Below are 21,964 nucleotides of genomic sequence, written 5' to 3' on the forward strand. Positions count from 1 at the left end.
GGGACTCCGGTCCACGTGTGCGCCACGGGCTCAGACGGTCGCCGCCGAGTAGTCGGGCAGATCGTAGGTCTCGGTCTTGCTCAGCATCCGCATCATGACCGGTCGCATCGCCTTCGACATCATCAGTTTGCTGACGGCGTGGCCCGCGCGGATGCCGAAGCGGGACTTGGGCGTCATGGCGTTCAGGCCGCCCGGCTGCAACTGCTGGGCCGTCTCGACGAACGGGCGCAGCACCTCTTGGTAGCGGGCCAGGCCCTGTCCGAGGTCGTCGGCGTGCGCGGCGAGCTCACCGGCGAGCACGTACGCGCCCACCAGCGCCATCGCGGTGCCCTGCCCGGTGAGCGGGGAACCGCAGTACCCGGCGTCGCCGAGCAGGACAACCCGGCCCTCGACCCAGCTCGGCATGTCGATGCGGGCCAGCTCGTCGAAGTAGAAGTCCGGCGCGTCGGACATCGCCGCGGCGATGCGAGCGGACTCCCATCCGCCGCCGGCCAGGCGCTCCTGGATGAACCGCTGCTGTGCCGAGACGTCGCGGCGCAGCGCGGGGTCCGCCGCCGCGCGCAGCACGACGAGTGCTTTGCAGGTGGCCGGGTCGGCGTCGGGACGCATGCCCAAGCCGGTGCCCCCGACCAGCGAGTGCATCGTGAACCAGTGGGGCTCGAGGTCTTCCGGTCGAGGCAGCGTGAAGAACGACATGTATCCGCCGAGGTAGGTCGCGAACTGCTCCTCGGGGCCGAACACCATCCTTCGGGTCGCGGAGTGCAACCCGTCGGCGCCGATCACCAGGTCGAATCGCTCGTCGGCGCCGGATGCGAAAGTCACGTCGACGCCCGTGCCGTCCTGCCGGATCTCGGTGATCCATTCGCCGTAGCGGTAGTCGACGCCGCCCTCGGCGTCGAGCAGGTCGAGCAGCACCTGATTGAGATCGCCTCGGGTGATCTCGATTTCGGCGACCGCGCCCTTGCCGTCGAAGAGTTCGGCGGACATGCGGAGGATCTCGCGGCCCGCGTCGTCGACGTACTTCATGCCGCGCTCGTCGAGCTGATATTTCTTGATGCCCGGCATCATGCCCATCCGCTCGGCCACCTCGCGACTGGGTCCGCGCAGGTCGACGGCCTGCCCGCCGGGGCGCGGCGCTGCGGCGCGCTCCACCACGGTGGCTCGGATGCCGGACCGGAGCAGTTGCAGCGCGACGGCGTTGCCGCCGATGCCGCCGCCTGCGACGAGCACGCGGAGCTGGCTTACGGACTTGGCGCTCATGACTTTCCTCGACTCCCACTGGATTGACCAAATGTCTTAGACATATGTCTAACATGCGGTGGTACGAATGTCTAGCACGAATGTCTAAATCGGCTCGCAAGTGAAAGCCCATGGCGGCGACGGGTGCTCGCGGCCATGGGCTCGGGGACGAATCGCAGCAGCTAGGAGCGACGTTGGAGGTATGTGCGCCAGCTCGCGTGGTGGGTGATGTCGGTGGCGGTGCGCGCGGCGTCGTAGGTGCAGGCGAACCCGACGACCTCGCGGCCATCGGCGAGTTCGATGCGGGTCAGGGCCATGGGAGCGGGCAGCTCGGCCAGGAAGCGACCCAGCCCGGCCGTGGCGACGCGGAACAGCTCTCCCTCGATCGGAGCCCCGCGGCCGGGTCCGTGCCGCACCAGTCCCGGCTTGGGCGGGGTGGTGTCCAGCGCGGTCAGGCGGTAGGCGTCGGTCGTCCGGATCTCGCCGAGAAAGCGGGCGCCGAGTTGCTCGAGCTGCCAGTGCAGTGGCTGCCCCCGCAGGTGCGCACCGAAGACGGCCAGGTCGGCGCCCTGGTCGACGAGCAGCGGCGCGCTGTCGAGACCGAGCAGGCGGGCGGCGAGATCGACCGCCACCTGATCGGCGAAGGCGGGGATGACCAGCATGACGCCGAACGGCGCACCGTCGGCGGTGGGCGCTCCGGGCACGGCGACGGCCGCCATGTCCAGCAGGTTGCAGAAGTTGGTGTAGGTGCCCATCCGCCGGTTGATGCCGACCGGATCGGCCCGCACCGCGGCGATGCTCGGATGCTCGGTGGTCGTCGGCAACAGCAGTGCGTCGAAGCCGTGCAGCAGTTCGGCGGCCTTCGCCTTGGCGCGGGCCAGCCGGTCGAGGTCGGCGGCGAACGCCGGACCGGTCTTCTCCCGCGCCGCGCCGATGATGGCGGCGACCGTGGGATCGGCCCCGGCGGGGGCGGTGTCGAGGAACGCGCCCACCGCGGCATGGCGTTCGGCGACGAGTGCGCCGTCGTAGAGCAACAGCGCGGCGTCGAGCAGGGCGGAAATGTCGATTTCCTCGGTCTTCGCGCCCGTCTCCGCGACCAAGGCGACGGTGCGCGCGAACGCGTCCCGGTACGGCTCGCTGAGCGCGGCCAAGTCCTCGGGGCGCGGCACGGCGATGCGCGGTGCGAGCGGTGCGGCCAGCCGGACATCGGCGGGCCACGTGCGGCTGCGCGGGTCACGCGGCTCCGGGCCCGCCATCACCGCCGCCGCGGAGACCGCCGAGTCGAGGTCGGCGGCGAACACGGTCACGGCGTCGTAGTCCGCACAGGCCGGCACGGTCCCGTGCGCCGGGATCACCCCGAGAGTGGCTTTGATGCCGACGATCCCGTGCAGCGCGGCGGGCACCCGTCCGGATCCGGCCGTGTCGGTGCCGATGCCGATATCCGCGATCCCGAGCGCCACCGCCGCCGCCGAACCGGAACTCGACCCGCCCGACACCAGTTCCGGGTACCGGGCGTTGCGCACCGCGCCGTACGGGCTGCGCGTCCCGACCAGTCCCGTGGCGAACTGGTCCAAGTTCGTCTTGCCCAGCACCAGCGCCCCGGCCGCGAGCAACCGCTCGACCGCCGCCGCGGTCACCTCCGGCAGATAGGCGAACTCCGGGCAAGCCGCGGTGGTCGGCAGCCCCGCCACGTCGATGTTGTCCTTCACCGCCACCAGGACTCCGGCCAGCGGCAAGGTCTCTCCGGCGGCGAGCCTGCGCGCGAGCGCGGCCGCTTCGGCGGCGACCTCGGGTTCCGGTCGCAGGGTGATCCACACTTCCGGCCGATCGACCTCGGCGATCCGCCGATAGGCGGCCGCCACGCGTTCGACAGGGTCGGCTGCCGTGTCGCCTAGGAGGGGCATTCAGTCGACTCCGATCACTACGAGGGGCGTGCCCGGCTCCACCTTGGCGCCGGGCGTGGTCAGTACTTTCAAAACGGTGCCCGGGCACGGGCTGTGCACGGGTAATTCGAGTTTCATCGCCTCCAGGACGGCCACCGGCGCATCGGCCTCGACCCGTTGCCCCGGTGCGACCTCTACCCGCCAGACATTGCCGATCATCGGGGCGGTCACCACCGTCGCGTCGGCGGGCAGTCCGGCCAGCGGGTCGTCGACCGGCGCGGTGACGGGCGCGACGGTGTCGCGTGCGAATTCGCCCGCCGCCCGCCACGCCTGCTTCTCCGCTTCGAACGCGACGGCCTGCCTGGTTTCGAACGCGGCGATGGACTCGGCCTCGGTGCGCAGCAGCCGCAGATGGTCGGCGAGCGCGAAACTGCCCTCGCTCACCTCGGCGTCGAATCTGCCCGCCTCGGCCGCGGCGCGGTGTTCGAGCAACTGCTCCGGGCCCACCGGTTCCCACACGATGCGATCGAAGAACCGGAACAGCCACGGCGTGCCCGCTTCGAACGGCGGGGACTGCCGGTAGCTGGACCAGATCGGCACGGTGCGGCCGATCAGTTGGTAGCCGCCGGGCGAGGCCATCCCGTAGACGCACAGGTACTTGCCACCGATGCCGACCGCGTCGGACGGGGTCCAGGTGCGGGCCGGGTTGTATTTGGTGGTGACCAGGCGGTGCCGCGGGTCCAGCGGAACAGCCAGCGGCGCACCGAGATACACGTCTCCGAGGCCGAGCACCAGATACTCCGCGTCGAAAACCGTCGCGCGTACCTCGTCCACGCTGTCGAGCCCGTTGACGCGGCGGATGAACTCGGTGTTCGACGGCAGCCACGGCGCGGTGTCGCGCACGCCGCTGCGATAGCGGTCGATCGCTTCGGCGATCGAGGGATCGTCGAACGACAGCGGCAGCCGGATGGTGCGGCTCGGCACCACCAGGTCGGTCGTGGCGGGCAGGTCGAGTTCGAGTTCGGTCAGCGTGCCCAGCAATTGGTACTGCGGCAGCACCTCGGGGTCGAAGTGGACGTGCAGGGACCGCACGCCGGGGGTCACGTCCACAACGCCGGGCAGCCGGACGGCCGCGAGTGCTTCGGCCAGGGCGTGCACCCGCATACGCAAGCCCAGATCGAGGACCATCTCGCCGTATTCGACCAGCACGTTGTCGTCACCGCCGCGCAGGTAACGCACGCGCGGGCGGTCCGCTGACGCCTCGACGCCGCCGAGCACGCCGCGATCGCGCCGGGCGGCGCGGGAATCGGTCACCAGATCCGGCACGCGGCTGCCGTTGGACGCCCGCAACTCGGCTGCCTTGTCGTCGTCGACCGGCACGAACCGCACCGAGTCGCCGGGACGCAACTGACCCATCCGCCAGCGATGCGCGGACACGACGGTGAGCGGACAGGCGAACCCGCCGAGGCTCGGGCCGTCGGGACCGAGCAGGATGGGGGTGTCGCCGGAGACGTTCAACGCGCCCACGCTGTAGGGGTTGTCGTGCAGGTTGGACGGGTGCAGACCGGCATCCCCGCCGTCGGTGCGCGACCACGCCGGCTTCGGGCCCTCCAGCCGGATGCCGGTGCGGTTGGCGTGGCTGCCGACTCGCCACGGGTGCGTGCAGAACTGGTCCATGTCGGCGTCGGTGAAGTACGCGGGCGAGGTCTGCGGACCGACACCGACCCCGAGCTGCCACTCGTGGGTGAATTGCGGCCGGTCGCCCGGCGCTACGGCGGCCGGCGCGCCGAGTGTGGCTGCCTCGGCGGGGGCGATGCCGAGCACGTCGCCGGTGGCCACCGCCTTGCCGGTCACACCGCCGAATCCACCGAGGGTGAAGGTGGACGCGCTGCCGTGATAGAGCGGCGCGTCGAGGCCGCCGCGCACCGCCAGATAGGTGCGCAGGCCGGTGTCGGTCGGCGCGCCGATGTCCAGCACCGCGCCGGCGGCCACGGTGACGGGCTCCCACATGGCCACCGGACGGCCGTCCACGGTCACCGGAGCCGGGGCGCCGGTCACGCACACCACCGTGGCGTCGGAGAAGCGCAACCGCGGGCCCTGCAAGGTGCACTCGAGCGCGGGGACGCCGACCGGGTTGCCGACCGCGGTGTTGGCGAGGGTGAAGGAGAGGTCGTCCATCGGGCCGGACGGCGGAATGCCCACCTCCCACAGACCTATCCGGCCCGGATGATCCTGCACCGTGGTCATGGTTCCGCCGCGCAGCACGTCGATGCGGCGGCCGACCGGGCGGATGTCGGCCAGCGTGGTGGTGGTGTGCTCGGTACGCAGGACCCGGCCGTCGGCCACGGCCTGACGCAGCTGGGGCAGATTCGTCTGCACCCCGTATATCCGGGTCGCATCGAGTGCGGTGCGCAGGGCGGCGAAAGCGTCGGCTCGATTCTCGCCGCTGCTGATCACCTTCGCCAGCAGCGGGTCGTAATACGAACTGACCTCCGAACCGGTACCGACCCAGGTGTTCACCCGGACGTCACCAGGGAAGTGCGCGGCCGTGACCAGGCCCGCGCTCGGGCGGTACTCGTGGCCGGGATCTTCCGCGTAGACCCGGGCCTCCACCGCGTGGCCGGTGATCACCGGTCCGCTCTCGGGCTGTTGGTCCACCATCGAGGTGTCGCCGCCGGCTAGACGCAGCATCCACTCCACCAGATCGACGCCCGTGACCGCCTCGGTGACCGGATGCTCGACCTGCAGGCGCGTATTCATCTCCAGGAACGACGCGGCGCCGCTGTCGGTGTCGTAGACGAACTCCACCGTCCCCGCCGAGCGGTACCCGACCGAGCGGGCCAGCTCCCGCGACGCCGCCAGCAGGTGCTGCGACTGCTCCGGGGCGAGCCCCGGCGCGGGCGCCTCCTCGATGACCTTCTGGTTGCGGCGTTGCAGCGAGCAGTCCCTGGTGCCGAGGCTGACGACGCGGCCGTTGCCGTCGCCGAACAGCTGCACCTCGACGTGCCTGGCCCGCGCGACGAAACGTTCCAGGAAGACGCCCGCCGAACCGAAGTTCGCCGTGGCGATGCGCTGCACCCGCTCGTAGGCCGCGCGCACCTCGTCCGGGTCGAAGCACGCCTGCATGCCGATGCCGCCACCGCCGCCGACCGCCTTCAGCATCACGGGGAAACCGATCCGCTCGGCCTCCGTCACGGCGTGATCAGCCGATTCGAGCAGGTCGCTGCCGGGGATCAGCGGCACGCCGACCGCGCGGGCGGCCATGCGGGCGGTGTGTTTGTCACCGAAGACGCGGAGTTGCTCGGCGGTCGGTCCGACGAACGCGATGCCCGCTTTCTCGACCGCGGTGGCGAAATCCGCGTTCTCCGAGAGAAACCCGTAGCCGGGATGAATGGCCCCCGCTCCGGTCGCCAGCGCCGCCTCCACCACCGCGTCGGCGCGCAGGTAGGACTGCGCGGCCGGTCCCGGCCCCAGGCGCACGGCGACATCGGCCATCTCGACGTGCGCCGCGCCCACGTCGGCATCGGAGTACACGGCCACCGTCTTCAGCCCCAGCCGCCGGGCGGTATGCATGACGCGGCAAGCTATCTCGCCGCGATTGGCGACGAGCACCGTATCGAATTCCAGACTCACTACCGCTCCCTGCTATTCCGTGGCCAGCGACATCGCCGCGATCGCACGGGTGACCCGTTCGAGCACGACGTCCAGCGATTCGCCGATATGCGTGTGCAGCAGCCGATACGCCAGCGAAAGATCCTCGGCCAGAACGGCTTCGAGGATTCCGAGATGCTCGGCGATGGTGGTCTCGATCCGGTTGTTGACCATGAAGTCGTACATGCGCACGTGGCGGATGCGGGAGTTCACCGCTTTGAGCGCGCGCACCATCTCGGTGTTGCCCGCAGCGGTCAGCAGGGTGACGTGGAATTCCTCGTCGCGCACCACGAAGCCCGGTTCCTGTTCCGGCGGGTCGGCGCGCAGTTCCAGCCAGGCGGCTCGCTCGGCCTCCAGCAGCGCACGATCGTGGGTGACCGCGGGGTTGGTCATCGCGCGCTGAAGACCGCCCAGCTCCAGGGTGATTCGCAACTCGTACAGGTCGCGGATCAGCGGGATGCTCGGCCGGACGGGGCTGAACCCGTATTCTTCGCGTTGCAGCAGTCCGTCCGAGCACAGCACGGTCAGCGCCTCGCGGATCGGCGTGCGCGAGATGCCGAAGCGGGTGGAGAGTTTCGGCTCGGTGAGGCGCTCGCCGAACTTGATGTCCCCGTTCATGAGCTCGCCGCGCAGCTTCTCGTACACCACGTCGCGCAGGGGTTTGCCCGCCGCGTCGGCCAGGGTTGCTATCCGTGTCGACATGGCTGTATACGCTATTGACCTCGCATTTCGGCGGAGTGACCGCAAGTTATCGCCGCGTTAGCGTCTGCTCACCGCGTCGGTCGGCGGCTGTGTGGGTACTCGGGACGAAACGAAATCCCGCGCGGGCTCGACAGAGTCATCGAGTCGGTTGTCCATCAGCGAAGATCGAGGAGAAAAGATGAAGCGCAGCACGAAGTTCGCCGGAGTACTCGCCGCCGCCGCGATGGCGCCGCTCTTGGCGGCCGGTAGCGCCCAGGCCGACACCGGCACGGTCTACTTCTCGGCGGGCAGCACGAACTGCGCGATCTTCGCGAACGGCTCCGTCGGATGCGATTTCGGCTATCCCCAGCACCTGAGCTACTACGTCGGCGGCACCTACATCCCGGTGCCGGTGACGGTGAACGAAATCGTGATCGACCAGGCCTGGCTGCCCGCGCATCCCACCTTCGACCCGGCCACGTCGTACACCCTGCCGGGTGGCAATCCCAGCATCTACGACGTGAAAACCGGCTCCGGCCAGTGGGGCCCCATCATCGAGCATGCCGGAGCGACGTGCCAGGTCGGCTTCCACGGCAGCTTCACCTGCCAGGCGCTCGGCCGCGGATTCAGTTCCTACGGCGGCACGGTCACCGCCTGAGCGTCCGACCGGCGTGCTCGCCGACCGCGGGCGCGCCGGTCGTAGTCGCTCCTGCTACCGGCCGCTCGTGCCGTCGAGCCGGATGACCTGGGCGTTCACCGTGCTCGCCGCGGCACCGGCCAGATAGGCGACCACCGCGCCCGGCTCGGCCGGCCGCAACGAGGCGAGTGCGGTCTCGAGCTCCGCGTTGTCGGTCGTGCCCGCGCCGTAGCTGACCGTGTTGACGGTGATCCGCCGTGACCTGAAATCCGGGGCGACGGCCTGGCCGAGTTGCTCGACCGCGCCGCGCGTCGCGTCGTGCACCGCGCTGCCCGGGTCGGCGGGATCACAGACGTTGACGACCCGGCCTTCGTCGGCCAAGTGCTGCAAAGCCAGTTGCAGGCCGTGGAAGACGCCCTTCACCGTGGCCGCGAAATTGCTGTCGAACGCCTCGGAGCTGAGCTTCGGGAACGGTTCGGATTCCGGCACCGCGGCGGTGTTGACCAGCACGTGCCACCCGCCGCCTTCCTCGAGCAGCGCCTGCACCAGCTCCTCGTATTCGTCGCGATCGGCGATGTCGGCCGCGAGCGCCAGCGCCGCGCCACCCGCCTCGGTGATCTCCTTGACCACCTCCGCGGCGGGCTCGGGGAAGTGCGGATGCTGCACCACGACCTTCGCTCCTTGCGCGGCAAGCGTTTTCGCGATCGACCTGCCTATTCCGGTGTAGGCCGCCGTGACCAGCGCGGTCTTCCCGGACAGTGGTCTGTCCGCGGGCACGCCATCGACGGGCTTGCTCATCTGCCGACCTTTCGTCGATTGCGGGGAATCGGTTCTAGGCATGATATTCCCGCATACGATCGGACCAACCTACGATCGGGCGCCGACCATGGTGTCGGGTTCATCGGCGATGGCGAGCAATGGCCGCGGTCCCGGAAGCGCGGAGTGAATGCCGAGGTCCGGTCGAGCGCACGCGTAGAAGCGGTCCCGCGCGTCCGATGCCCGGGCCAGCGCCTGGCGGATCGTCTCCACGGAGGCGTTCGCATCTCGATGCAGCACACGCAATTCCCAGACCTTCTGCTGCCACTCGCGTGCCGCCTCGACAGTGGGGCCGTCGGCGAGCAAGAGGATGGATTCCAGGAGGTCGGCACGTGCGTCCTCGGCTGCCGCGAGCAGTGGCCAGCCTTCCTCCATCGACAACGTCTCGTGTCCTGGCCAGACGTCCGGATGCTGCGCGGCGGCCATTTTCACATGCAAGCGGACCTCGCGCTTGATCGCCGCCGCGAACGCGACGTAAGCCTCGCGACGCGCACTGTCCCATCGCGTCGCGTGACTCCGGTCCCATTGCAACCGGTCCTTGCGGACACTGAAGTAGTAGCCGATCCAGGCCGATGTCGCGCCCGTGACGATCGCGACCGCCGCACTGTAGAGGGCAAGCATGCGTCGAGCCTACGCAGAGTGTCTCGGCTCCCACGTCCGGGCAACGGAGAAGGCCCCTGACCATGCGTACTGGTCAGGGGCCTTCCCGTCGTCTCAACCACGAGTCGGGGTGACAGGATTTGAACCTGCGACCTCTTCGTCCCGAACGAAGCGCGCTACCAAGCTGCGCCACACCCCGTGAAGTGGACCTGGAGTAGCTTACAACAGGGGTGCCCGAGACGTTAAACCGGCAGGTCAGTCACCCTTCGAGGGGTCGGATGCTGGTGAAGATGCGCTTGGCGGTCTCGGCGTCGAGTGCGTGCGGGACACCCGTGTCGGCGGCGATCACCATGACGAAATTCCCCTGGTCGTTGGGGAAGGCGGCGGTGTAGATGGAGTAAGCCTTCGCGCAGCCGGGCTTGGCGTCGGAGACGGTGCCCTTGGTCTCCACGAACATGCCGTGTTGCGATCCGTCCAGCGATGCCAGCGGCATGGGCAGGCCGGGTGTGCCGCCGGTCGTTCCTTTGTAGGCGAGTGTGGCGGTTCTCGTGCCCAGTTCGGTGGCCGCCTTTCCCGGGTCGGCGGTGTTCGAGCCGGTCAGGAAGGCTACGGTCCGGGTCGAGCCGGGGCAGTAGCCCTTGCCCTCGCTGGCCAAGCCCTTGCCCGCGACCGCGTTCGGTGGCTCGCCGAAGCCGCCGATCGTGCCCGGCGGCGCGACCGTCCAGTCGGCGGGCACGTCGTAGGCGGCGCCGCTGTCGGGCGCCCGGACGACCTGATAACCGGGGACGACCGGATTCTTGTCGCCGGAACCCCGTGCGGTGGTCGTCGGGGCGGATCTGGTCGTGGTCCGCGCGGGCGCGCCCGCTGTGGTCGTGCCGAGCGCATTCACCATCGACGGCGCGGTCTGCTGCGCGGGATCGTTCGTCTTCATCCGGCTGAGGACCACCGCACCGGCCACGAGACCGGCTACCAGCAGCACCGCGAGTCCGACCGACAGGATGACCTTTCCGCTCCCGCCGGGCCTGTGCGGCGGCGGTCCGCCCGCCTGTGGACCGTAGCCCGGCTGGTGCCGGCTGTCCGGCGCGGTGCCGTACGGCCCGGACCCGCCGACCGGCTGCCACTGCGGGGTTTGCGCCGGTTGACCGAACCGATCGGCGCTCGGATAGCCGAGCAAGGTCGGCGCCGAATCGTTCTGCGCCGGTGTGGGACCCGGTCTCCCGCGACCGAAGGGGACGGGCTGGTCGAGCGCGCCGAGCGGTTGGCCGAGCATGGTCGGATCGTTGCGTCCGCCGGTACCGGGCTGGGCCTGTGGTGGCCACTGCCCGGGAGGTGTGTGTCCCAGAGACTGGGCCAGCATGGTGGGATCATCGCGGCCCGGCGACCCGGGTTGCGCGGGACGTCCCGGCGAGGGGGCGAGCATGGTCGGATCGTCCCGCGTGCCCGACGGCGAACCGCCGTCCGGGGACCAACCCAGCGCCGGGTCGCTCTGCCAGCCGGGTTGCCACTGAAGCGTTGGCGCCGGCTCTTGATACGGCTGCCACTGCGTGGCCGGGTCGGGCTGCCACCACTGGGACATCGCGCCGTTCTCGGTCGAGTCCGGAGGCTGCTGCCCAGGGGCCGGCCCGGAAGACCGGTCGCCCCGCTGCCACGGTGTGCCGGTAGGGCGTCCCGAGTCACCGGTTCGGCCCGGATGCGCTCCGCCGTGCGGTGGCCGAGCGCGGTCGTCATCGTCCGGCGGGGTAGGGACGGAACGCAACGCGCGGAAGGGTTGTTGCCGAGGAGTCGGCGGCCCGGCGGGCCCTCCCGGAGTAGTCGGGTCGCGCCGGTCGTCGAATCCACTCACAGTTGTCCCCTACCTGCCACACGTCTCGGCAGGGGACATTAGCGGGCGACGGCCTCCGATGCCGACACTCCGTGGCCCGTGTCGGCTCCCGGACGCTTCGGCGGCGCGGCCACCAGCGTCAACAGGGTCGCCTCGGGGCGGCAGCAGAATCGGTACGGCGCCCACGGCGAGGTGCCGACACCCGCGGAGACGTGCAACCGGGTGTGCTCGCCCCACTTCGACTGCCCCTTCACCCGGGACCGGTCGATCCCGCAGTTGGTGACCAGGGCGCCGTAGCCGGGCAGGCACAACTGGCCGCCGTGCGTGTGCCCGGCGAGGACCAAGTCGTACCCGTCCTCGGCGAAGCGGTCCAGCACTCGGGGTTCGGGGGAGTGGGTGAGGCCGAGCCGCAGGTCGGCCAACGGGTTCGGAGCGCCGGCGACAGTGTCGTACCGGTCGCGCTGCAAGTGCGGATCGTCGACGCCTGCGGTGGCGATGCGGATGCCCGCCACTTCCAGGTCGCGGCGTACGTGCGTCAGATCGAGCCAGCCGCGTTCGGTGAAGGCGGCGCGCAGGTCCTTCCACGGCAGCGGGGCGCCGTAGGTGCGGCGGTGATCCTTCTTGAAGTACTTCAGCGGGTTCTTCGCCACCGGCGCGAAGTAGTCGTTGCTGCCGAAAACGAAAAGGCCCGGACGGGAGAGCAACCCGCCGAGGGCCTGGACTACCGCGGGCACCGACTTCTGGTGCGAGAGATTGTCGCCGGTGTTGATCACCAGATCGGGCTCGAGCCGGTCCAGTTCCCGCAGCCATTGCTGCTTGAGTTTCTGGCCCGGCATCATGTGCAGATCACTGATGTGCAGCACCCGCAGCGACGACGACCCCGGCGCCAGCACGGGCATGGTCGCTTCCCGTAGGACGAAGGCGTTGCGTTCGACCAGCGAGGCGTAGCCGATTCCGGCCACCGCGGCCCCGGCGGCTCCCAGCGCGGTCGTGCGTACAGCAGAGGTCGAGATCACGGGCATTTGCCCAGCATAGGTGACCTCGCGCAGGACCGCCGAGTGTGTTTCCGCACAGGCGCCCGTTTTTCCGGCGGGAAATCGGGCCGCGCGGCAAATGTAGTGGGACCGCCGTGCCCGAGCGGCTACCGTGAGCGGCATGTCGGAACTCAAATCGCAGCTGCGAGCGGACCTCACCGCCGCGATGAAAGCCAAGGACACGCTGCGCCTTTCCACGTTGCGGATGCTGCTGTCGGCGATCCAGAACGCCGAGGTCGCCGGCTCGCAGGCCCGTGAACTCACCGACGCCGAGGTGGTCTCCGTGCTGCAGAAGGAGTCGAAGAAGCGCAGCGAATCCGCCGAGGTCTACACGCAGGCCGGGCGCGGCGAATTGGCGGCGAACGAGCGCGCCGAGGCGCAGATCATCGAGGAGTACCTGCCGACCCAGCTCACCGACGCCGAGGTCGCCGATCTCGCCGACACCGCCATCGCGCAGGTCGCCGAGGAGATCGGCGAGCGTCCCGGCATGCGCCAGATGGGTCAGGTCATGAAGATCGCCACCGGGCTGGCCCAGGGCAAGGCCGACGGCTCGCGCATCTCGGCCGCGGTGAAGGCGCGGCTGTAGGACGGCGACGCGAAAGGGGCCGCGAACCGTACGGTTCGCGGCCCCTTTGCTTGCTCAGCGTGGGATCGGGATCGGGATGGGGATCGGTGGCAGCCGCGGCACGGGCAGCCCCGGGATGCCCGGCGGCGGCGGGGGCGGCCCCGGCGGCGGCGCGGCCCGGACGGTGCCGTCGCTGATGTACAGCGTGATCACCGAACCGGGGATCGCCGACCCGTTGGGCGCGGTGCCCATGACGGTCCCCTTGGGGCGATCGCCCGCCCCGGTCACCGGCGACACCTGGAAGCCCGCGGCGACCAGCGCCGCGGTGGCCTCACCCTGTGTCATGCCGACGACATCCGGTACCTGCGCGTTGTTCGCGCCGCGCACGTACTTGTTGTCCAGCGGGGGCAACACGGGCGGCGGGAACAGCGGTATCACCGGTTTGATCGCGTTGAACCAGGTGCGCGCGGGTTCATTACCGCCGAACAGGTTGCCGTCGCCGCAGTTGCGCAGCGGGAACGAGCAGATCTCACCCGGGGTGGGGCTGTCGCCGTAGGCGTAGACGGCGGCGGCCAGCGCGTTCGTGAAACCGAGGAAGGCCGAGGAGCGGTGGCTCTCGGTGGTACCGGTCTTGCCCGACATCGGATAGTTCCAGCCCACCGACTGGGCCGCGCCCGCCGCCGTGCCGGAAGTGTCGTCCTTGCTCATGGCGTTGGCCAGGGTGTTGGCCAGGCCGGGCTCGACGACCTGTTCGCAGGCCTGCTGGGTCAGCGGCACCTGCTTGCCCTGGCGGTCGACGACCTCCTTGATCGGGTTCGGCGGGCACCACCGGCCGCCGGAGCCCAATGTCGCCGCGACGTTGGACAGCTCGAGGGGATTGATCGCGACCGGCCCCAGGGTGAACGAGCCGAGGTTCTGTTCCTTGATCATGTCGGCCAGGCTCTGGTTGCCGTGACCGGAGGTGCCCGCCTCGGTGAACGAGCGCATGCCGAGCCGCACCGCCATGTCGACGGTCGGGGTGACGCCGACGGCCTGGATCAGCTTGACGAACGCGGTGTTCGGCGAGGTCGCCAGCGCCTCGGTCACCGACATGGGCGACTTGTACCGGCCCGCGTTCTCCACGCAGTAGGTGGCGGGCGGGCATCCGCGGGCGCCGCCGTTACCCATGCCCTTCGCCTCGAACCGGCCGGGCACGTCGAGCTGGGCGTCGATGCCGAGCCCCTTCTCCATGGCCGCCGCGGTGGTGAAGATCTTGAAGATCGACCCCGCGCCGTCGCCGACCATGGAGTACGGCTGCGGTTGCACGGTCTCGTTCGCGTCCCGGTTCAGGCCGTAGGTGCGGCTGCTCGCCATCGCGAGCACCGGGTGGGTGTCCTGACCAGGCCCCACCACGGACATGACTTCCGCGATGTTGTCCAGGTTCGGGTTCGCCGCGTCGGTCACCGCGCGCTTCACCGAGTCCTGCACGGCCGGATCGAGGGTGGTCTTGATCAGGTAGCCGCCCTTCTCGATCTGTTCGCGGCTGATCCCGGCGTTGGCCAGGTACTGCAGCGCGTAGTCGCAGAAGAAGCCGCGGTCGTTGGCCGCGATGCAGCCGCGCGGCAGGCCCTTGGGCTCCGGCAGCACGCCCAGCGGCTTGGTCTTCGCCTCGCGGAACTCGTCGGCACGGCTGGGGATGTTCTGGATCATGGTGTCCAGCACCGTGTTGCGCCTGGCCAGCACGCCGTCGGGATTGGTGTAGGGGTTCAGCTTGGATGAGCTCTGCACCATGCCCGCGAGCATCGCGGCCTGCGAGACGTTCAGATCGGCCGCGTCGACGCCGAAGTAGGTCTTCGCCGCGTCCTGGATGCCGTAGGACGAGTTACCGAACGGGACGAGGTTGAGGTACCTGGTGAGGATCTCGTCCTTGGTCAGCTCGCGGTCCAGCGTCAGCGCCATCCGGATCTCCCGGATCTTGCGGGCCGGAGTGGTCTCGATGGCGGCGCGGCGCTCGGCGTCGGTCTTGGCGACCACGAGCAGCTGGAAGTTCTTCACGTACTGCTGGTCCAGGGTCGAGGCGCCCTGCTGGACCTCGCCGCTGGCGGAGTTGGTGAGAAACGCGCGTAGCGTGCCCTGCCAGTCGACGCCCTCGTGCTCGGCGAAGCGGCGGTCCTCGATGGACACGATCGCCAGTTTCATGTCGTTGGAGATCCGGTCGCTCGGAACCTCGAATCGGCGCTGCTCGTACAGCCAGGCGATCGGATTGCCCGCCGCGTCGACCATGGTCGACACCGCGGGCACCGTTCCCTCGACCAGCTCCGAGGAGACGTTGTCGACGGCGTCGGCGGCGCGGTTGGAGACGAACCCGAAGCCGCCGGCGAGCGGGAACAACAACCCGGCGACGAGCACGGAGGCAAGCACGCAGCTACCGGCCAGCCGCGCGAGCGTATGTGTGATCGGCACGAATCAAGACTACGGGTTGCCATTCCGGCGTTCTTGGCGGCATTTGTCCGAAGCGCGGAACTGGTTGTTCACGAGCCGGAATGGGCGTGTCGCGCGATCGCGCACGGCGTGTCGCAAGAGGGCCCGCACGCAATCTGCCTGCCCGTCCAGTGCGCGCCGGGCTTTGTATGGACGGACGTACCAAAAAATCTCGAGGTGGTCTTGCGCAAGCGCCATACCTTTACCTAGATTGAGAACCCAGTGTGATAGAGCTAACACTCAAAGTGGAATGTGGTGCACTTCGCAGCGGGGTTTGGGTGCTGCGTGGTGACAACGCGATTCTGGAGCGCCGTTGACCCGGTGTTCGGACTGCAAAGGGGCACACCAAATGCACATGACAACCCCCATCGCTCGATTGGACGTGGAGCAGGCCGAAGCGAGGATCGCCTGGGTAGCCCAGGCCCGATGCAAGGAAGTGGATCCCGATCAGTTGTTCGTCCGCGGCGCGGCGCAGCGCAAAGCGGCGACGATCTGCAGGCACTGCCCGGTGCTCATGCAGTGTGGTGCCGACGCGCTGGACAATCGCGTCGAGTTCGGTGTGTGGGGCGGCATGACGGAACGGCAGCGTCGCGCCCTGTTGAAGCAGCATCCGGAAGTGACCTCGTGGGCCGATTTCTTCCAGGCCCAGCGCCAGCATCAGGTGGCGATGTAGGCCCGGCGACGTCGAAACAGAGCCCGCGCAAGCGGGCTCAGTTTCGTTTCAGGACTGTTATTTCCGTCCGACCAATAGCGGATACGCCTAAGTATCAGGCGGTCGCGCGTGCCGTGCCGGTCAGCTGATCGCCGACGGCGCGCAGCGCGTCGAGGTCGGACACTTCGAACGGAAGCGCGGTGACCGACACGATCGGCACCCGCGGATGCGCGCCGGTGAACCGGTGCAGCAGATGCTGTTCGCGCTTGTCGGTGGCGACCCGGCGGGCGTGCACCCGCAACACCGCCGCGGTGAGCGGATCGGAGTCCGCCACCTGGTCGGCGGCGGTGAGCGCGTGATCGGCGGGCAGGGAGCTCAGCACGGGGTGGGTGCGGTTGAGCACCAGCCCCGCCAGCGGCATGCGCTCGGTGGAGAGGCGGTCGACGAAGAACGAGGCCTCGCGCAGCGCGTCCGGTTCCGGCGCGGCCACCACGATGAAGTGCGTGCCCGGCTTCGACAGCATCGCGAAGGTCCGCTCGGCCCGTTCCTGGAAGCCGCCGAACAGCGACTCCAAGGATTGCAGGAAATTCGACGCGTCCTTGAGCATCTGGCCACCGACGACGGTGGACACACCGCGCACCGCCAGGCTCATCGCGCCGGTCACGAGCCGGGTCACGCCGCGGCCCGGAGCCATGATCACCCGGATCATCCGGCCGTTGAGGAAGTTGCCGAGTCGTTTGGGAGCGTCCAGGAAGTCGAGGGCGTTGCGCGACGGCGGGGTGTCGACCACGATCAGGTCCCATTCGCCGCGCTGGGCCAGCTGGCCCAGCTTCTCCATCGCCATGTATTCCTGGGTGCCGCCGAAGGACGAGGCGACCGTCTGATAGAAGGGGTTGGCGAAGATCTGCGCCGCCTTCTCCCCGCTGGTGTGCTCGAGCACCATGTCGTCGAACGTGCGGCGCATGTTGAGCATCATCGCGTGCAGTTCGCCTTTGGCTTCCGGGCCCAGCGCCACCCGCTGCGGGTTGTTGCCGAGGTCGGCGACGCCCAGTGACTGAGCCAGCCTGCGCGCCGGGTCGATGGTGAGCACCACGACCTTGCGCCCCTGTTCGGCGGCGCGCAACGCGATGGCGGCGGCGGTGGTCGTCTTGCCGACGCCGCCGGAGCCGCAGCAGACCACCACCCGCGCGGATGGGTCGGCGATGATCCCCGAGATGTCCAGGGGGGCAGCTAGGGGATGGGCCGGCGTGCTCATGCCCGCGCCTCGCTCGGCTCCGACAGGACCACGGGCGTGGCTGTGTCGATGGTTCGCTCGCTCATCGGACTCCCTGTGCGGTGAGGTGTTCGGCTAGTTCGTACAGCCCGCCCAGGTCCATCCCGTCGGGAAGGGCGGGCAGGTAGAGCCGGGAGATGTCGACCTTCGCCAGTTCCTCGGCGCTGTCGTCCTGTGCTTGCAGAGTGGCGGAGTGCTCGATCGTTTCGGTGAGCAGCCCCTGGAAGTCGCTGTCGGGGAGGCTGATCCCCGCGGCGTCCAGGCCGGCGCGGATGGCGTCGGCGTCCAGATCACCCTGAGCGGCCCTGGCGCGCAGCTCGGGCGGGAGCTGGCCCTCGGTCGCCCGGTTCACGATGACGGTGCCGATGCGCAGGTCCGCGGCCGTGAGTTCGGCGACGGCGTCGGCCGTCTCCTGCACCGGCAGCGCCTCCAGCAGCGTGACCAGGTGAATCATGGTCTGGTCGGAGTGCAGCAGCTGCGAGACACCCTCGGCCTGCGAGGCGATCGGCCCGCCCTTGGCCACCTCGGCCATTGCCTTGGTGACGTCGAGAAAGCCCGCGATCCGGCCGGTGGGCGGTGCGTCGACCACGATCTCGTCGTAGACGCGCTTACCGGACTTGTCCACCCGGACCGCGCACTCCTTGATCTTGCCGGTCAGGATGACGTCGCGCAGACCGGGCGCGATCGTGGTGACGAACTCGATCGCGCCCATCCTGCGCATCGCGCGGCCCGCGAAGCCGAGGTTGTAGAACATGTCGAGGTATTCGAGGAAGGCGTGCTCGATGTCCAGCGCCAGCGCGACCACCTCGCCGCCGCCGTCCGCGGTGGCGATCCGTGTCTCGGTCGGCGGCAGCGGCGGCAGATCGAACAGTTGCGCGATCGATTGCCTGCTCTCCACCTCGACCAACAGCACCCGTCGCCCGCCCGCGGCAAGGGCGAGCGCCAGCGCTGCGGCAACCGTCGACTTGCCCGTGCCGCCCTTACCGGAGACGTAGTGCAAACGGGCCTGTTCAGCGCGCTTCGGCCACCTTGCGCCCATTCCGGGCTCCTCCGAAAGCGGCACTGCAGTTGGTACTCCCACGATCGCGAGCCTATAACTGGTTCGCCGCCGCCGGGCACAGGCCGTACCAGACGGGCTGATCCCCAAGCGGTTCCCGACCCCCGCCACGAGTTGCGAGCCCACCCGCCGAAGCCCCCGATCACCGTGCGAAATCAGCAACCGAACCACGGATTCGGCGGGGGTGATACGTGGGCGGCAGCCAGTGATCAATCCGACGCCGCCGAGCCGGGCGAGACCGACCGTGCTCGTTCGCGGTGCGGTCGAATTCGCCCGACTGCCGCGCCTGCGGAGGCCTGGGCAACGGTTGGTCCGCCAGGGCGAAACGATCTTCGCTCCTCGCAGCGCGCCTCGGACACCGCACGGCCGCCGTGTCCGGATGACACCGAGGGATGCGCCCGCCGACCCCGAGGGAAACCGCGAAACCTCCGACAGCGCGATTTCCTCCCATGCGCCCAGTGCACCGCACCACCGTCTCGAGCGAAACGAGCCCGAACCCCTGCGCCTACGCGCGGAAGAGCGGACCCAGTCACCGTCGGAGGTGAACACCAGGGCGAGCGCTCACCGCCTGCGTGCTGAGCGCCCGCCACCCCGGGTTTCGGGTGAAGCGTGCCTGGTTCTGCGCCGGCGCGCCGATAGAGCCGGACCCGGTCACTCCGTGAGGCAAACGCCAGGGCGAGTGCTCACCGCCGACGTGCCCAGCGCACCCTGACCACAGGTTTCGAGCGAAGCGAGACCGAGCCTGTTCCGTTCGCGGCTCGGCTCGCGTTCGAGCGGCCGCCGCGTACGCGACGAAGGAGCAAGCGGCGGTCGCTCGAACGCGAGCCACAAAGGGGCCGCGAACACGCAGCGCCGAAGGCGCTGCAAATCAGACACAGCTACGCTCACCACATGAGTGACACGACCTTGTGGGAGTACGCGACCGTGCCGCTGCTGACGCATGCGACGAAGCAGATTCTCGATCAGTGGGGAGCCGACGGCTGGGAGCTGGTCACCGTGCTGCCCGGTCCGACCGGTGAGCAGCACGTCGCCTATCTCAAGCGGCCCAAGTAGCGAAGGAGGGTGACGCAGTGACCCAGTGGGAGAAGAACCTCGCCGAGCTCGGAATCACCCTGCCCCCGGTCGCGGCCCCGGTCGCGGCCTATATTCCCGCGATCCGCACGGGGTCGCTCGTCTACACCTCCGGTCAGCTGCCGTTCGTGAACGGCGAGCTGTCCGCGGTCGGCAAGGTCGGCGCGGAGGTTTCGGTGGAGGCGGCCAAGGAAGCCGCCCGGTTGTGCGCGCTGAACGCGCTGGCCGCGGTGCACGACCTGGTCGGGCTGTCCGCGGTGGTGCGGATCGTGAAGGTGGTTGGATTCGTCGCCTCGGCACCGGGATTCGGCGACCAGCCGGTGGTGATCAACGGGGCGTCGGAGTTCCTCGGTCAGGTGTTCGGTGACGCGGGCAAGCACGCGCGCTCGGCTGTCGGCGTGTCCGAGCTTCCGCGCAACACTCCGGTCGAAGTCGAACTGATCGCCGAGGTGCGCTAGACCGGAACTGTCGGCTCCGTTCCTACCCGAGGTTTTGCGATGACGTTGACACACCCCGCCTACGGGCAACTGCGGCAGGTCACCGAGACGGCTGCGGTGCTGCTGGCCGCCAATCCGGGCCAGATGACCTTGGAGGGAACCAACACCTGGATCCTGCGCGCGCCGGGGCGGTCGGACTGTGTGGTGATCGACCCGGGCCCGGAGGACGAGTCGCACAGCGCCGCGATCGCGGAGGCCACCGGCGGCCGGGTCGCTCTCACCCTGATCACCCACCACCATCACGACCACACCGGCGGCATCGACCGACTGGTCGAACTGACCGGGACAACGGTGCGCGCCAAGGACTCCCGCTTCTTGCGCGGCTCGGCCGCCGCCTTCGCCGACGGCGAGGTGATCGAGGCTGCCGGACTGCGGATCACCGCGCTCGAGACGCCGGGCCACACCGGTGACTCGGTGAGTTTCGTCCTCGACGACGCGGTGCTGACCGGCGACACCATCCTCGGCGCGGGCACCACCGTGCTCGGCCCGGGCGACGGCGCGCTGGCCGATTATCTGTCCTCGTTGGACCGGCTGGTCGAAGCGGGCAAGGGCAAGGCCCTGCTGCCCGCGCACGGCCCGGACCATCCGGATCTCGAGCCGGTGGCTCGGTATTACATCGCGCACCGGCACGAGCGTCTCGATCAGGTGCGGGAGGCGCTGCGGATACTCGGGTCGGACGCGGACGCGATGGCGGTCGTCCGGCGCGTGTACGCGGATGTGGACGAGCGGCTGTGGCCCGCGGCGCGCAGTTCGGTGCAGGCGCAGCTGGACTACCTGCGCGTGCACGGCTAGCCGGAACGACGAGAACGCCGGGTTCAGTGGAGCGCTGAACCCGGCGTTCTCGTCGTAGAAGTGTTACCGGGCGCGGCGGGCCAAGCGCTCGGAGTCGGAGATGAGCACGCTCTTGCCCTCCAGCCGCAGCCAGCCGCGATGCGCGAAGTCGGCGAGCGCCTTGTTCACGGTCTCGCGGGAGGCGCCGACCAGCTGGGCGATCTCCTCCTGGGTCAGGTCGTGGGTGACCCGCAGCGCGCCCGCTTCCTGCGTGCCGAAGCGCTGTGCGAGCTGCAGCAGAGCCTTGGCGACGCGGCCCGGCACGTCGGTGAAGATCAGGTCGGCCAGGTTGTTGTTGGTCCGGCGCAGGCGGCGGGCGAGGACGCGGAGCAGTTGCTCGGCGATCTCGGGCCGCTGATCGATCCAGCCCTTCAGTGCGTCGCGGTCCATCGTCACCGCGCGCACCTCGGTCACCGTGGTCGCGGTGGAGGTGCGCGGACCGGGGTCGAAGATGGACAGCTCGCCGAACATGTCGGACGGGCCCATGATGGTCAGCAGATTCTCGCGCCCATCGGGCGAACGGCGTCCGATCTTCACCTTGCCTGACGTGATGATGTACAGCCGGTCACCCGGCTCACCCTCGTTGAAGATGACATGACCGCGCGGGAAATCCACCGGCTGAAGTTGCTTGGCGAGGGCGGCCACCGCAGTGGGCTCGACGCCCTGGAAGATGCCTGCTCTGGCGAGGGCCTCGTCCACGAATGTGCTCCTTAGGGAAATGGCTCTGTACCGGACCGAAGCGACTCGGCCAACAGCGCAGTCTACGCGGCGTCACTACAGCGTAGTGACGGACACCACGTAACGAGTGGATTGCGCGACACTCGCGCCGGATCAGCTCGCGCGGGCCACATCCATCTCATCGCCGCGGGAGCGGCGCTTGCGCATCCGGGCAACGGCGGCGGGCAGACCGAGCTTCGTCAGCTCCTTCACCTCGGCGTTGCTTGCCTTGTCCAGGTACTGCTGAACCTCTTCGTCGGGTTCGAGAAGTTTGCGGAGCCGGTTCTCGACCCGCTCCATGCCCAGTGCGAACAGCATCAGCACCACTGGGAAGAGCACCACAGCGAGTCCTTGCATGACGAGCAGTAAACACCGTCGAGGTCTCAGATGGAACACGGCAACTGAACTGGAAGGGCAACGTTGTCCGGCGGTTCCGTATGGTGGACGCGTGCGTGTCTCCCCCTCCACCGCCTCCGGG

At 69.2% G+C, this 21,964-nt stretch carries 19 protein-coding genes and 1 tRNA gene; 6 read left to right on the top strand and 14 right to left on the bottom strand.

What is annotated here, in order from left to right:
* Positions 1–30 precede the first annotated feature (30 nt).
* The 4 genes from U3653_RS04065 to U3653_RS04080 form a co-directional block, all read right to left on the bottom strand.
* Positions 31–1,260 carry an FAD-dependent monooxygenase gene (locus U3653_RS04065; RefSeq protein ID WP_195079833.1) on the bottom strand — a complete coding sequence of 410 codons (1,230 nt, stop codon included), beginning with the start codon at positions 1,258–1,260 and terminating at the stop codon, positions 31–33.
* Between the two features lie 161 nt (positions 1,261–1,421).
* Entirely contained in the window at positions 1,422–3,143 is a 1,722-nt protein-coding gene (gene atzF, locus U3653_RS04070; RefSeq protein ID WP_195079834.1) for an allophanate hydrolase, read from the bottom strand.
* Complete coding sequence (gene uca, locus U3653_RS04075; RefSeq protein WP_195079835.1) at positions 3,144–6,755, bottom strand: urea carboxylase; 3,612 nt, start codon at positions 6,753–6,755, stop codon at positions 3,144–3,146.
* A 12-nt stretch (positions 6,756–6,767) separates the two neighbouring features.
* Positions 6,768–7,475 (bottom strand): GntR family transcriptional regulator, encoded by a 708-nt coding sequence (locus U3653_RS04080; protein ID WP_195079836.1) that lies wholly within the window; start codon positions 7,473–7,475, stop codon positions 6,768–6,770.
* Between the two features lie 178 nt (positions 7,476–7,653).
* Between U3653_RS04080 and U3653_RS04085 the strand changes: the two genes are divergently transcribed.
* Positions 7,654–8,112, top strand: coding sequence for a hypothetical protein (locus U3653_RS04085; protein ID WP_195079837.1), 459 nt, complete (start codon positions 7,654–7,656; stop codon positions 8,110–8,112).
* A gap of 54 nt (positions 8,113–8,166) precedes the next feature.
* Here U3653_RS04085 and U3653_RS04090 read toward each other — a convergent pair whose 3' ends face one another.
* From U3653_RS04090 to U3653_RS04110, 5 genes are all read right to left on the bottom strand, one after another.
* On the bottom strand, positions 8,167–8,889 hold the full coding sequence (locus U3653_RS04090; RefSeq protein WP_195079838.1) for an SDR family NAD(P)-dependent oxidoreductase: 723 nt from the start codon (positions 8,887–8,889) through the stop codon (positions 8,167–8,169).
* 69 nt (positions 8,890–8,958) lie between these two features.
* Positions 8,959–9,528 (bottom strand): hypothetical protein, encoded by a 570-nt coding sequence (locus U3653_RS04095; RefSeq protein WP_195079839.1) that lies wholly within the window; start codon positions 9,526–9,528, stop codon positions 8,959–8,961.
* A gap of 104 nt (positions 9,529–9,632) precedes the next feature.
* A tRNA-Pro gene (locus U3653_RS04100) sits at positions 9,633–9,706 on the bottom strand.
* A gap of 60 nt (positions 9,707–9,766) precedes the next feature.
* Positions 9,767–10,864, bottom strand: a complete 1,098-nt coding sequence (locus U3653_RS04105; protein WP_195079840.1) for a DUF8017 domain-containing protein — start codon at positions 10,862–10,864, stop codon at positions 9,767–9,769.
* A gap of 524 nt (positions 10,865–11,388) precedes the next feature.
* The gene (locus U3653_RS04110) at positions 11,389–12,351 is read right to left on the bottom strand and encodes a metallophosphoesterase (RefSeq protein ID WP_195079841.1); all 963 of its coding nucleotides are present in this window, start codon (positions 12,349–12,351) and stop codon (positions 11,389–11,391) included.
* A gap of 133 nt (positions 12,352–12,484) precedes the next feature.
* Here U3653_RS04110 and U3653_RS04115 point away from each other — a divergent pair, with 133 nt between their 5' ends.
* Positions 12,485–12,949 carry a GatB/YqeY domain-containing protein gene (locus U3653_RS04115; RefSeq protein ID WP_195079842.1) on the top strand — a complete coding sequence of 155 codons (465 nt, stop codon included), beginning with the start codon at positions 12,485–12,487 and terminating at the stop codon, positions 12,947–12,949.
* Between the two features lie 54 nt (positions 12,950–13,003).
* Here the strand turns inward: U3653_RS04115 and U3653_RS04120 are convergent, their stop codons facing one another.
* Positions 13,004–15,370, bottom strand: coding sequence for a penicillin-binding protein (locus U3653_RS04120; protein ID WP_195079843.1), 2,367 nt, complete (start codon positions 15,368–15,370; stop codon positions 13,004–13,006).
* Positions 15,371–15,737: 367 nt separating this feature from the next.
* On the opposite strand from U3653_RS04120, the gene U3653_RS04125 reads away from it, so the two are divergent.
* Positions 15,738–16,061 carry a WhiB family transcriptional regulator gene (locus U3653_RS04125; protein ID WP_014981178.1) on the top strand — a complete coding sequence of 108 codons (324 nt, stop codon included), beginning with the start codon at positions 15,738–15,740 and terminating at the stop codon, positions 16,059–16,061.
* A gap of 94 nt (positions 16,062–16,155) precedes the next feature.
* Here the strand turns inward: U3653_RS04125 and bagB are convergent, their stop codons facing one another.
* Both bagB and bagA read right to left on the bottom strand, forming a co-directional pair.
* Entirely contained in the window at positions 16,156–17,295 is a 1,140-nt protein-coding gene (gene bagB / locus U3653_RS04130; RefSeq protein ID WP_195079844.1) for an ATPase BagB, read from the bottom strand.
* A gap of 61 nt (positions 17,296–17,356) precedes the next feature.
* Positions 17,357–18,352 (bottom strand): ATPase BagA, encoded by a 996-nt coding sequence (gene bagA, locus U3653_RS04135; protein WP_195079845.1) that lies wholly within the window; start codon positions 18,350–18,352, stop codon positions 17,357–17,359.
* A gap of 909 nt (positions 18,353–19,261) precedes the next feature.
* Between bagA and sp36 the strand changes: the two genes are divergently transcribed.
* The 3 genes from sp36 to U3653_RS04150 are packed head-to-tail and all read left to right on the top strand — an operon-like array spanning position 19,262 to position 20,730.
* Positions 19,262–19,423 carry a Sp36 family protein gene (gene sp36, locus U3653_RS04140; RefSeq protein ID WP_085994820.1) on the top strand — a complete coding sequence of 54 codons (162 nt, stop codon included), beginning with the start codon at positions 19,262–19,264 and terminating at the stop codon, positions 19,421–19,423.
* 17 nt (positions 19,424–19,440) lie between these two features.
* Positions 19,441–19,899: a RidA family protein gene (locus U3653_RS04145; RefSeq protein ID WP_195079846.1), complete on the top strand. Its 459-nt coding sequence runs from the start codon at positions 19,441–19,443 to the stop codon at positions 19,897–19,899.
* Positions 19,900–19,938: 39 nt separating this feature from the next.
* On the top strand, positions 19,939–20,730 hold the full coding sequence (locus tag U3653_RS04150; protein WP_195079847.1) for an MBL fold metallo-hydrolase: 792 nt from the start codon (positions 19,939–19,941) through the stop codon (positions 20,728–20,730).
* Positions 20,731–20,793: 63 nt separating this feature from the next.
* On the opposite strand, the gene U3653_RS04155 is transcribed toward U3653_RS04150, so the two are convergent.
* Together U3653_RS04155 and U3653_RS04160 are read right to left on the bottom strand one after the other, a co-directional pair.
* Complete coding sequence (locus tag U3653_RS04155) at positions 20,794–21,468, bottom strand: Crp/Fnr family transcriptional regulator (protein WP_067799618.1); 675 nt, start codon at positions 21,466–21,468, stop codon at positions 20,794–20,796.
* Between the two features lie 132 nt (positions 21,469–21,600).
* On the bottom strand, positions 21,601–21,828 hold the full coding sequence (locus U3653_RS04160) for a hypothetical protein (RefSeq protein ID WP_084486060.1): 228 nt from the start codon (positions 21,826–21,828) through the stop codon (positions 21,601–21,603).
* Between the last annotated feature and the right edge of the window lie 136 nt (positions 21,829–21,964).

This window comes from Nocardia implantans, assembly GCF_035544775.1.
Lineage (GTDB): Bacteria > Actinomycetota > Actinomycetes > Mycobacteriales > Mycobacteriaceae > Nocardia > Nocardia implantans.